The organism is Acinetobacter sp. AOR18_HL (assembly GCF_027855145.1).
In the GTDB taxonomy this organism is placed as follows: domain Bacteria; phylum Pseudomonadota; class Gammaproteobacteria; order Pseudomonadales; family Moraxellaceae; genus Acinetobacter; species Acinetobacter pittii.
In genome coordinates this window covers 20,693-33,498 of the sequence record NZ_JAKTIG010000055.1, presented here as the reverse complement: position 1 = coordinate 33,498, position 12,806 = coordinate 20,693, and the positions used below count along the sequence as shown (strand labels likewise).

The window sequence follows — 12,806 nt, the reverse complement described above, 5'->3', positions numbered from 1 at the left end:
CTTTTAAGCTAGACTCGCTCAATATTTAACTCACGAAGATGAAGTAATCATGACTTATAAAGATGAAACATTAGCAATTCACGCTGGCTACTCACCCGAAGCAACAACAAAAGCGGTTGCGGTCCCTATTTATCAAACCACTTCATATGCATTTGATAATACACAGCACGGTGCCGACCTTTTCGATTTAAAAGTTCAGGGCAATATTTATACCCGGATTATGAACCCGACCACTGCTGTTCTTGAGCAACGCCTTGCTGCACTCGAAGGCGGAATTGGTGCTTTAGCCTTGGCTTCTGGAATGGCAGCGATTACCTATGCTGTCCAAACGATTACTGAAGCAGGAGACAACATTGCCTCCGTCTCAACTTTATATGGCGGAACTTATAATTTATTTGCCCACACCTTACCAAAACAAGGCATTGAAGTTCGCTTTTTTGATTATCAACAGCCGGAAAGCTTACGTAACTTAATTGATGATAAGACTAAACTTGTTTTTGTTGAATCAATTGGGAATCCACTCGGAAATATTATCGATTTAGAAGCAATTTCAAAAATTGCACATGAATATGGCGTACCTGTCATCGTCGATAATACGGTTGCCACCCCTGCCTTATTAAAACCATTTCAATATGGCGCCGATATCGTTATTCATTCTCTTACCAAATATATTGGTGGACATGGTAATAGCATTGGTGGCGCGATTATCGATAGCGGCAAATTCCCTTGGGGTAAATATCCAGAGCGTTTTAAAGTTTTGAACACGCCAGACCCAAGTTATCACGGCGTTAATTATGTTGAGGCATTAGGTGAGGCTGCCTATATAGCACGAGCTCGCGTTGTACCATTGCGTAATACAGGTGCTGCAATTAGCCCGCTCAGTGTTTTCTTGATTTTACAAGGCCTCGAAACTCTAAATCTCCGCATGGAGCGTCATACTGAAAATGCGCAAAAAATTGCAGAGTATTTACAGACCCATCCAAAAGTAAAATGGGTGAATTACGCAGGTTTAAAAGATCATCCGCAGCACCAGCTTGCTCAAAAATATGTAAAAGGTAAACCTTCTGCAATTTTATCTTTCGGTGTACAAGATGGGCGTGAAGGCGGTACTCGATTCATCGATGCACTTCAGCTATTTACTCGTCTGGTGAATATTGGTGATGCGAAAAGTTTGGCTTGCCACCCTGCAACTACGACTCACCGTCAGCTCAATGAACAAGAGCTTAAATCTGCTGGCGTAAGTGAAGATATGGTTCGTCTTTCCATTGGAATTGAGCATATTGATGACTTAATTGCCGATTTAGAACAAGCACTTTCAGCTGTATAACTTTTAAACTATTTATCAAGCCTCTGGAAATAGAGGCTTTTTTCATTTTCTTGTTCATTTTATAACTAAAATAATTAATGGATTAAGATACTATTTTAGAGTTTTTACTCTAAATAAATTGTTAAATTTCATATATTTACAGACTAGACAATTTTTAAACATCTATTAAGATAAAGACAATATTTATGAGTTCATCTGGATGAATCTACGGTTGTAAAAAATAAAAATTACATACCGGAATAAATAGTCCCTGCCCCTACTTAGGTAAAATGCTGTGAATAAAAAATTAGAAGCTCTGTTCCAGGAAAAGGTACAAGATAAAGTCATTTTAGTGACAGGCGCCTCGAGTGGAATCGGATTAACGATTTCAAACAAACTTGCTGATGCTGGTGCCCATGTTTTACTGGTTGCCCGTACTCAAGAAACTTTGGAAGAAGTAAAAGCAGATATCGAAAAACGTGGCGGTAAGGCATCAATTTTCCCATGTGATCTCAACGATATGGAAATGATTGACCAAGTTTCTAAAGAAATTTTAGCAACTGTGGATCACATTGATATTTTAATTAATAACGCAGGTCGCTCTATTCGCCGTGCTGTACATGAGTCTTATGATCGTTTTCATGACTTTGAACGCACGATGCAATTAAATTATTTTGGCGCGGTTCGGCTAGTTCTCAATATCTTGCCGCATATGATTCAGCGTAAAGATGGACAAATCATTAACATTAGCTCGATTGGTGTGTTAGCAAACGCTACTCGCTTCTCTGCATATGTCGCCTCTAAAGCAGCGCTTGATGCATTTAGCCGCTGTCTATCGGCCGAAGTTCATGCACACAAAATCGCAATTACTTCAATTTATATGCCATTGGTTCGTACCCCAATGATTGCACCAACTAAAATTTATAAATATGTCCCAACCCTTTCACCTGAGCAGGCTGCTGACTTAATTGCTTATGCAATTGTGAAACGTCCGAAACGTATGGCAACCAACTTAGGCCGCTTAGCTTCAATGACTTATTCTGTAGCGCCAGGCATCAATAATATGTTTATGTCGATTGGTTTCCGTTTATTCCCAAGTTCAGATGCAGCGAAGGGACAAAAAACAGAGAAATTAAACTGGGCACAAAAAGCTTATGCACGTATTTTCCCAGGTGAACACTGGTAATTTTGAGTTAAACGCATAACAAATAAAAAGCGCCTTAACTAAGGCGCTTTTTTTAACTAAAAGACTGATCAATCAAGAAACTGAACGTGCCCTGTTTTTACATCGTAAATTGCACCCACAACTACGATCTCACCTCGATCAACCATATCTTTAAGCACACTGCTGTTATTAATAATGTACTGGATATTGTAATGAACATTCATTGCTGTCACTTGGCTAATAAAAGCATTACCTAATTCACGTGGTTGCATAATGTCATATACGCTATCAACCGAATGCATTAATGGTCCAAGCACATATTGAATGTGTGGCATTTCCTTCACATCAGACACTTGCTTTTGCTCTAAACGCAATTGACATGCACTTGTTACCGCACCGCAATCGGTATGTCCTAAAACAACGATGACTTTAGAACCTTTGGCCTGACATGCAAACTCAAGTGAACCCAATACTTTTTGCCCAGCAATATTACCTGCAATTCGCAAGCTGAACAGATCACCAATACCCACATCAAAAATCATTTCGGTGGGTGCACGTGAGTCCATACACCCAAGAACGGCTGCAATCGGATGTTGCCCTTCATCTGCAGTCACACGAATTTGTCGGTAAATATCTCGTTGAAGACGTTCATTTTTTACAAAACGTTCGTTCCCTTCTTTAAGTAAGTTGACGACCTGTTGAGGACTCAGCTTTTGTTGCAAGTCATGTGTACTAATATCAATATCAAGTACCGCATCATCAACATCTTGATAGTGCTGTTTGAATCCGACCAATTTAAGATTTACCTGACGTTTAATGGCCGTTTCACTTTGATAATCTTGAATAACTTGATAGATATCAGGATCGATCGAATCACATTGAGTTGCATCAATAATAAGTTGCTGATGTTTATGTACATGTTCCAATGCCGAAATAAGCGCAGAACGATTAAGAAAGGTGACTTGAGAAGGAAGCTCAATACGAGTCACTACGCCATGCAAACGCTTCTCTCTATAAACACGAATACCTTTATTAAAATTGCCATAGAGAATAAAAGCACTACTGGTAAACAGGCCAATTAAAATTCCCATTAAAAGATCGGTCAGCAAAATTGCAACTAAGGTAATAATAAAAGGTAAAAACTGTTTCCAACCTTTTTGATAAAGCTGTTTAAATAGTTTTGGATGAGTAAGCTTAAAGCCTGTGACAATAAGGATCGCGGCCAATGCAGACAAAGGAATCATGTTCATTAATGGCACAAAGAACAAAACCGCCAACAGCAACAATACCCCATGAATAATGGTAGAGCATTTACTACGCGCGCCTGTATTTGCATTCACCGAACTACGTACAATCACTGAGGTGACGGGCATTCCACCAATTAAGCCCGAAACGATATTCCCTGTGCCTTGTGCCCAGAGTTCGCGATTAGGAGGAGAAGAACGTTTTTGAGGATCGATTTTATCTGCTGCCTCTAAATTCAATAACGTTTCTAAAGATGCAACGACAGCCAGAGTGATTGCCCCTGTGTAAATCATAGGCTCAGCTAAATAGCTAAAATCAGGGAAAATTAATACTTCTTCGGGTGCTTGTAAGATATTCGGTAACTGAATGAGGTTATCAATTTGCACTGCCCATGCAGAACCCATACTCACCAAAATAAAATTTAAAACTGCTGCGAGCACAACCGCAATCAAAGCCGAAGGTAAAGCTAGTTTTTTAAGCGGACTGCTATCCCACGCTAAAATTAAAAATAAACTGAGTAAGCCAATAAGTGCAGCGCCTCCATCAAAACGTTGAAGGAATGCATCTGGTGTTGAAGTCCAAACCTGTTTCCATGAAAAATCAGAAAGTCCAAACAGATAAGGTAATTGCGTGGCAATCAGGATCACGCCAATAGCGGCTAATAACCCTAAAATGACATTATTTGGGATAAAGTTCGCAAAGAACCCTAACTTAAATAATCCAAATAGAATTTGTAGAACACCGGCAAAAATAATACATAATAAAAAGGCGGCATAATTGCCGCCTAATTGTTCTAACTGTACAAGGATGACAGCAGTCAGCCCTGCCGCTGGGCCTGCAACGCTAATGTGAGAACCACTCAGTAAACCCACAATAATGCCGCCCACAATACCTGCAATAATACCAGAGATGATGGGAGCACCTGAGGCTAAAGCAATACCCAAACACAGCGGTAATGCCACGAGGAATACGACAACTCCGGACAAGAGGTCTTTTAAATGAAATCTATTTTTCAGGTTTAAAACCGACATAAAACAACCATTTATAATATAAAGAAATAAGCAAAGTTGTACTATTACAGCCTGAAAGTGAGTAAATGCTTCAAGGCTGGGTTGATGATGTCGAACAACTGAATATCATTAAAGTTTAGTTATGCTATAACGTTGTGTATTTAATTGTGTATTTAACAACGATTTGTTGATCTTAAGATTCACCTCATCTTTACGACTGTTTTTTTCTTATTTTGCTTTTATATAATTATTAAAAAAGTAATATTTTAACCCATAAAAAAAAGCCTCCAATTGGAGGCCTTTTTTATCAATTAAAGACTCTTATTTAGAACCTTTAATTCCTGCTTGTAATAACAATGCACCTAAACCACCAATCTTTTGTTCTTGTGGTTTCTCTTGCTTGCTACGCTGAGGGCGTTCAGCTTGATCTTTACGCGGTTGAGGACGTTTACCTTGAGGCTTACGCTCAAAACGCTGTTCTGTATTTTGTTCACGGCGTAGTGGACGCTGTGCTTTTACAGGTGCAGAACCTTCAGCACGCATACTTAAGTTCACGCGGTTACGTTCAACATCAACCTGCATAACACGCACTTGTACGATCTGGCCCGGTTTTACAACTTTATGCGGATCAGAAACGAATTCATTCGCTAATTCAGAAATATGAACTAAACCATCCTGATGTACACCAATATCAACGAAAGCACCAAAGTTTGTGACATTAGTAATCACACCCTCAAGTTGCATACCTTCTGTCAATTGGCCCACTTCAGTAATATCTTCGCGGAATTTAGCAGTACGGAACTCTGGACGCGGGTCACGACCCGGTTTTTCAAGTTCAGCTAATACGTCTTGTACTGTTGGCAAACCAAATTTGTTATCAACAAATTCATCAGCTTTTACTTGGCGAATGATTTCGGTATTACCAATAATGTCTTTCACAGTTGTCGCTTTTGCTGCAACAATTTTCTCAACAAGACCATAACTCTCAGGGTGAACCGCAGAAGCATCTAAAGGTTCAGAACCATTTTGGATACGTAAGAAACCAGCTGCTTGCTCAAAAGTACGCTCGCCTAAACGTGGTACGCTTTTCAAAGCTTGACGGTTATCAAAACGACCATGCTCTTTGCGGTATTCAACAATTTGCTGAGCAATCGCTTTGTTTAAACCCGCAATATAAGCCAAGATTGCTGGAGAAGCAGTATTTACATCAACACCAACAGCGTTCACACAGTCTTCAACTACTGCGTCAAGAGTTTTTGCTAAACCAGTTTGGTTTACATCGTGTTGATATTGACCTACACCAATTGATTTCGGATCAATCTTAACAAGTTCAGCAAGTGGATCTTGTAAACGGCGAGCAATCGACACTGCTCCACGAATTGAAACATCAAGCTCTGGAAGTTCAGCCGCTGCAAGCTCACTTGCAGAGTAAACAGATGCACCCGCTTCACTTACAGTCACACGTGTTAATTTAAGGTCGGTGTTTGCAGCCATCATTTCAGCCACTACAGCTTCTGTTTCACGGCTAGCTGTACCATTACCAATAGCAATAAGCTCTACATTATATTCACGGCATAGACGTGCAAGCTCAGCAATAGAACCTTCTTTATCTTCTTTAGGCGCGAATGGATAAATCGTGCTATGAGCAAGTACATCACCTGCATCGCTTACTACCGCCAGTTTCACACCAGTACGAATACCAGGGTCAACACCTAAAGTAGTACGACCACCTGCTGGCGCTGATAATAATAAATGACGAAGATTTTCAGCAAATACCTGCATTGCTTCTGCTTCGGCAGTAAGTCGTTTTTCTGTGAGCAATGAATGCTCGATTTGAGGACGAACTTTACCCAACCAGAATAATTTTGCAGTTTGTTTTAAGAAGTCCTGACGTGCTTGAGGTTGAATTTGCTCAAGGTTGTATTCAGTTTCGATACGCGCTAATGGTGCATCATCTTCACCATCAACTTTTAAACCTAATACATTTTCTTGACGACCACGTAACATCGCCAATAAACGGTGTGAAGGTAGCTTGTTTAAACCTTCAGAAAATTCAAAGTAATCGCGGAATTTTTTACCGACTTCTTTCTTTTCTTCAGAAGCAACTGTACTTTTTAAAACCGCAGTTTTTGCAAAAGTTGCTTTTAATTCTGTAGTAAGCGCAATATTTTGTGCCCAGTCATCAATCAGAATATGCTGGATCGCATCTAACTGACTTTCAACATCTGGATAGTCTTCATGACTGAAACCAGCCAATGCTTCTGTCGGGTCAATTTGTTCTGCAATAATTTTTTCAGCAATCGGTCCTAAACCTGCTTCTTTTGCTTTAAAAGACTTACTTGTACGCTTAGGACGATACGGTGCATAAATTTCTTCTAAAGCATTTTTTGTTTCGGCTGCATTCACCCGCGCCAACAAGTCATCATTCAATTTATTCTGTTCTTGCAATGACTGAATGACCTTTTCACGGCGCTCATATAAATCACGTAAATACGCTAAACGAGTATCTAATTGGCGTAACTGCGTATCATCTAAACCTTGTGTTACTTCTTTACGGTAACGGGCAATGAATGGAACACTGGCACCTTCGTCAATTAAGCGGATGGCAGCTTCTACTTGGTTTGGACGTACGGCAAGCTCACTTGCCAACTGCTGAACTAAGTCAGTCATCGTGTTTGATCCCACAAGGATAAAGTTTAAAAGCACTGATTATAAAGACCAAGCCCATAAAATCCACACTTGTTTGCGTATTCAAAACGTTTTTTTGTATTGACTCTGAATATTTATACTTTTTACGACTACTAGAGCACGTAAAAACAGTGATTTAAGTATGAAAAAGTTAAGACTGAACCCTATCTTTTAATCTTTATAAAATATAAACGTACGACTTATGTCATGAACATGACAAAAAATTAATATAATTTATGAGAAATTGATCATATTGATACATAGCCCAAAAGATAAAAATATTGAGGTTGAGCACTGCTTTATTCCTCTAATTTGTTATTTACTCAGTTTTTTTATCTTATTCAGCAATCAAAAGTCTATTATATTTATTTCAAATAACTGATTTGAAACAATTAGTTATTACTATTGAGTAATTAGAAATTTATTGAAAATTTAACTATTTGTTGTTTTAGATCTATCTTTGCTAAATTATGGGCTTAAGATGTTGTTTTTTGGTTTCAAACCACCTTGAAAATTGTAATTTTGAGCAAATTGATACATAGTCTAAACAAGAACATCGGCATTATACTGGGGGCTTGTTGGCAATAAGCCTATCCGACCCAATAATATATAAATTATGACTTTAAAAGGGAGTACATCATGAGTTTAGTTGTACCTGCTGAACATCCTGAAACCGTACACAACGAAACGGATCGTGTCGAACGTATTTTAGTGGTCGATGACGATGTGCGTTTACGTACCCTCTTGCAACGTTTTTTGGAAGATAAAGGCTTTGTTGTAAAAACTGCCCACGATGCTTCGCAAATGGACCGTTTATTACAACGTGAGTTATTTTCACTTATCGTACTCGACTTTATGTTACCGGTTGAAGATGGTTTAAGTATTTGCCGTCGTTTACGCCAATCAAATATTGATACGCCAATCATCATGTTAACAGCACGTGGTAGCGATTCAGACCGTATTGCCGGTCTTGAAGCTGGTGCAGATGACTACTTGCCAAAACCATTTAACCCAAATGAGCTTTTAGCACGTATCCGTGCAGTATTACGTCGCCAAGTTCGTGAAGTTCCGGGTGCACCAAGCCAACAAGTTGAAGTGGTTAGCTTTGGACCATGGTCTCTAGACTTATCAACTCGTACGCTGACACGCGAAGGACAAATCGTTACCTTAACAACTGGCGAATTTGCTGTATTAAAAGCATTGGTACAACATCCACGTGAACCATTAACACGCGATAAACTGATGAACTTAGCGCGTGGCCGTGAATGGGGTGCAATGGAACGTTCAATTGACGTTCAAGTTTCTCGTTTACGTCGTTTAATTGAAGATAACCCAGCACGTGCACGTTACATCCAAACTGTATGGGGTGTCGGCTATGTATTCGTTCCAGATGGTGCTGAATAAGCTTGAGATAAGATAGAGTGAGTTTAGAACCAATCGCCCCACAGAACTTTACCGATTACGTGACCTATTCAGAGCGTAAACGGACTCGATGGGAACGTTTTCTCGATAAAATAAAGCCACGTTCTGCTGCCATGCGTACCACTATTCTGGTACTGCTGGTGGTGTTCTTTAGCTTATTTATGTCGTTATGGTTCTTTTGGCGAACTCTGTATTTACCTGAAATTCAACAACACGCCCGTTATCTTGCGGTCGAGCTTGAGCTCGTCAACAATCCTGATATACGAATTTTTCATCGTGAAAATGAAGTAGATATTGATGCGTGGTTGCGTAATCGAGTCGGTATTGAATACGTTACCAACCCCAAAGAATATCCAAGTGTCCGAGAAAAGGTCATTGCCGAGTTTTTTACCAATCATGTCGAAAAAAAGCTGGCAAATGAGATTGGGACTAAAGACGTTACCGTTTACTTTCAGTTTAAACCGAGCCCACGCATTTGGATTCAAACACCTGAAATGCATGGGAACTGGGTTCGTGAGCCTTTAAAAACCTATGCCAACTACAGTCCTGAACTTTTAGTGGGTTGGGTCGTGGGTGTTCCATTACTGTCGGCTATCATTATTTTAATTTTGGTTCGACAGATGAACCGCCCTCTGCGTCGTTTGCAAAATGCTGCCAATGAATACAGTAAATCTGGAACAGCGCCGTACCTTGATACCAATCACGGTCCATTAGAAATTCGTCAAGTAAACCAAGCCTTTAATCGTATGGTCTATACACTCGATCAGACTGAGCGTGAACGACGTATTATGTTGGCAGGTATTTCACATGATTTACGCACCCCTCTTACACGCATACGTTTAACAGCAGAGATGCTGCCTGATGAGTTTTTGCGTGAAGGTTTGGTTTATGACGTAGATGATATGGATGCAATTCTTAATCAGTTCATTTCGTACATGCGCGATGGCTCAGATGAGGAGTTGAAAGACACCAATATCAACATGCTTTTGCAAGAACTTGTTGTACAATTTAAACCTCTCGATATTCAATTCGAGATGCAGGATGTACCTATTATTCCGGCACGTAGTCTTTCTTTAAAAAGATTGATTGCCAACTTGATTAATAATGCAAAACGCTATGGTGCTGAACCGATAGAGCTCAGTGCAAAAGTTGAAAATGAATCTATTTTAATTACTGTTGCTGATCATGGTGAAGGCATTCCGGCAGATCAAATTGAAGAGTTAATGCAACCTTTTGTCCGCGGAGACTCAGCAAGAACCATCCAAGGCAGTGGTCTTGGGCTGGCTATTGTTAAACGTATTGTCGATATTCATCATGGTGAGATTCAAATTCATAATCGTGAACAAGGTGGTTTAGAAGTTATTATTTCTTTGCCAATCCCAAAACCGACTACCGAAGAAAATACCACGACAAATCCTTTGGAAAAAATAAAACAAACATTAAGTGAGCGCTTTTAATTTGATCAATCAGCAATTAAAAGCCTTGTTTTAATGATAAATAAAAGCAATAAAAATCAATTAAATAAAAACCATAAATATAGTTTATACCGCCATTTATTTACAAAATTAGACCTTAGCCTAACACCTATGCACTTTTCAATTTTTCATAGCTAAAATCCCGTATGTTTTGACAATATTGAGGATGTCCAATGTCTTTAAGTCGTATTCGCCTAGCTTCTCTTCATGACAAGGTCATCAGTGCTGAACAAGCTGCGCAATTCATCGAAAATGGAATGACCGTTGGTATGAGTGGTTTTACTCGTGCCGGTGAAGCTAAAGCTGTTCCACAAGCACTTGTAGAGCATGCAAAGAAAAATCCGTTAAAAATCACGTTAATTACGGGTGCTAGCTTAGGTAATGACTTAGACAAACAACTCACGGAAGCAGGTGTTTTATCTCGTCGTATGCCATTTCAGGTAGACAACACTTTACGTCGTGCGATTAACAACGGCGAAGTTATGTTTATTGATCAACATTTATCAGAAACTGTTGAGCAAATGCGTAACCAGCAACTTAAACGTCCAGACGTTGCGGTGATTGAAGCAATCGCGATTACTGAAGATGGCGGTATTATTCCAACAACTTCTGTAGGTAACTCTGCAAGCTTTGCTATTTTTGCCGAAAAAGTTATTGTTGAAATCAACACCTCTCTAAGCGAAAGCTTTGAAGGTTTGCACGACATCTATATTCCGACTTACCGTCCAACACGTACTCCAATTCCATTAACAAAAGTGGATGAGCGTATTGGTACAACAGCAATCCAAATTGATCCTGCAAAAATTGTAGGTATTGTATTTAACGATACACATGACTCACCATCAACAGTAACTCCTCCAGATGATGAGACTCAAGGCATTGCAAACCACTTAATTGCTTTCTTTAATAAAGAAGTTGCAGAAGGTCGTTTACCGAAAAACCTTGGTCCATTACAAGCAGGAATTGGTTCTATTGCCAACGCTGTATTAACAGGTTTAAAAGATTCTGATTTTGAAGACCTCATCATGTACTCAGAAGTACTACAAGACTGTACTTTTGAACTCATTGATGCAGGCAAAATGAAATTTGCTTCTGGTAGCTCAATTACCCTTTCTGCAAAATGTGGTGAAAAAGTTTTTGGCAATATCGAAGCTTACAAAGACAAATTAGTGCTTCGTCCACAAGAAATTTCTAACCATCCTGAATTGGTTCGTCGTTTAGGGATTATCGGCATTAACACTGCGCTTGAGTTTGATATTTACGGTAACGTGAACTCAACTCACGTGTGTGGTACTAAAATGATGAACGGTATTGGTGGTTCAGGTGACTTCGCTCGTAACGCTCACTTGGCGATCTTTGTAACCAAATCAATTGCTAAAGGCGGCGATATCTCTTCTATCGTACCAATGGTAAGCCACGTTGATCACAGTGAACACGACGTTGATATTTTAGTGACAGAGCAAGGTTTAGCAGACTTACGCGGTTTAGCGCCTCGTGAACGCGCTCGCGCTATTATTGATAATTGTGTACACCCACTTTATCGTGATGCATTAAATGACTACTTTGACCGTGCATGTACTAAAGGTGGACATACTCCTCACTTACTTCGTGAAGCATTGTCTTGGCATGCAAACTTCGAAGAAACAGGTCAAATGCTTCAAGCAGCACCAGTTGCAAAATCAGCTTAAATCACTGGTTTAATTCAAGCACTCCTTCGGGGGTGCTTTTTTATTTGTTTAAATTATTAATAAAAAACTGCTCAAGCCCGAATTTTTATTTTATCTTTTCAGCACATCAAAACAAAAAGTAGAAATCCATATGTTTATTATTCGTCAATTTACAAATGCAGATCTGGATGACGTCGTTATTTTATGGGAAAACTGTGGTCTGACTCGTCCTTGGAATAATCCTGAAACCGATATTTTCAGAAAAGTCTCACAACAGGATGATTTGTTTTTAGTTGCTATTAAAGATGAGCAACTGATTGGTACGCTTATGGGCGGCTACGACGGCCATAGAGGCTGGATTAACTATCTGGCTGTTCACCCCCACCAACAACGCTTAGGAATCGCTACAGCGCTCGTTCAGCAGCTTGAGAAGCGCCTCATTGCTCGCGGCTGCCCAAAACTTCAATTATTAGTCCGTAAAGACAATTTGAATGTGTTGAACTTTTACGAACAGCTTGGCTATGACGAGGTAGAAGCCGTGTGCTTAGGAAAACGACTTATTCGTGATAGTTCTCATGATTAGAACCACGTTTCGGTTGGACTATTTTTAGAAAGTTAAGGTGATATTGGGGATAACCCTCTTTGCTTGTGGATAAAATGAGATTTATACACAGGTAAGGCTTAATATTTTTATTAAATAAACAGGCATGAAAAAAGCCCCATACATTATGTATGGGGCTTTTTCGAATATGGTGGCGAGACCCAGGATCGAACTGGGGACACACGGATTTTCAATCCGTTGCTCTACCTACTGAGCTATCACGCCGA

The 12,806-nt window shown here is 39.6% G+C and carries 9 protein-coding genes and 1 tRNA gene; 7 read left to right on the top strand and 3 right to left on the bottom strand.

Features of this window, described 5'->3' with window-relative positions:
• The first annotated feature begins 49 nt into the window (after positions 1-49).
• Both MKL51_RS13600 and MKL51_RS13595 read left to right on the top strand, forming a co-directional pair.
• Positions 50-1,327, top strand: a complete 1,278-nt coding sequence (locus tag MKL51_RS13600) for an O-acetylhomoserine aminocarboxypropyltransferase/cysteine synthase family protein (RefSeq protein ID WP_017481748.1) — start codon at positions 50-52, stop codon at positions 1,325-1,327.
• Between the two features lie 274 nt (positions 1,328-1,601).
• Positions 1,602-2,492, top strand: coding sequence for an SDR family NAD(P)-dependent oxidoreductase (locus MKL51_RS13595; RefSeq protein WP_002116932.1), 891 nt, complete (start codon positions 1,602-1,604; stop codon positions 2,490-2,492).
• Positions 2,493-2,560: 68 nt separating this feature from the next.
• Here MKL51_RS13595 and MKL51_RS13590 read toward each other — a convergent pair whose 3' ends face one another.
• Positions 2,561-4,747, bottom strand: coding sequence for a SulP family inorganic anion transporter (locus tag MKL51_RS13590; RefSeq protein WP_017386425.1), 2,187 nt, complete (start codon positions 4,745-4,747; stop codon positions 2,561-2,563).
• Between the two features lie 300 nt (positions 4,748-5,047).
• On the bottom strand, positions 5,048-7,396 hold the full coding sequence (locus MKL51_RS13585; RefSeq protein WP_017481749.1) for a Tex family protein: 2,349 nt from the start codon (positions 7,394-7,396) through the stop codon (positions 5,048-5,050).
• Positions 7,397-8,053: 657 nt separating this feature from the next.
• Here MKL51_RS13585 and ompR point away from each other — a divergent pair.
• From ompR to MKL51_RS13560, 5 genes are all read left to right on the top strand, one after another.
• Entirely contained in the window at positions 8,054-8,818 is a 765-nt protein-coding gene (gene ompR / locus MKL51_RS13580; protein WP_000060753.1) for an osmolarity response regulator transcription factor OmpR, read from the top strand.
• Between the two features lie 17 nt (positions 8,819-8,835).
• Positions 8,836-10,293: an ATP-binding protein gene (locus tag MKL51_RS13575; RefSeq protein WP_017481750.1), complete on the top strand. Its 1,458-nt coding sequence runs from the start codon at positions 8,836-8,838 to the stop codon at positions 10,291-10,293.
• Positions 10,294-10,326: 33 nt separating this feature from the next.
• On the top strand, positions 10,327-10,449 hold the full coding sequence (locus MKL51_RS13570) for a hypothetical protein (protein ID WP_080612942.1): 123 nt from the start codon (positions 10,327-10,329) through the stop codon (positions 10,447-10,449).
• Positions 10,450-10,484: 35 nt separating this feature from the next.
• Positions 10,485-11,999, top strand: a complete 1,515-nt coding sequence (locus MKL51_RS13565; protein ID WP_017481751.1) for an acetyl-CoA hydrolase/transferase family protein — start codon at positions 10,485-10,487, stop codon at positions 11,997-11,999.
• A gap of 130 nt (positions 12,000-12,129) precedes the next feature.
• A complete protein-coding gene (locus MKL51_RS13560) occupies positions 12,130-12,561 on the top strand; it encodes a GNAT family acetyltransferase (protein WP_017481752.1) in 432 nt (143 codons plus the stop codon).
• 167 nt (positions 12,562-12,728) lie between these two features.
• Here MKL51_RS13560 and MKL51_RS13555 read toward each other — a convergent pair.
• A tRNA-Phe gene (locus MKL51_RS13555) sits at positions 12,729-12,804 on the bottom strand.
• Positions 12,805-12,806: the final 2 nt, after the last annotated feature.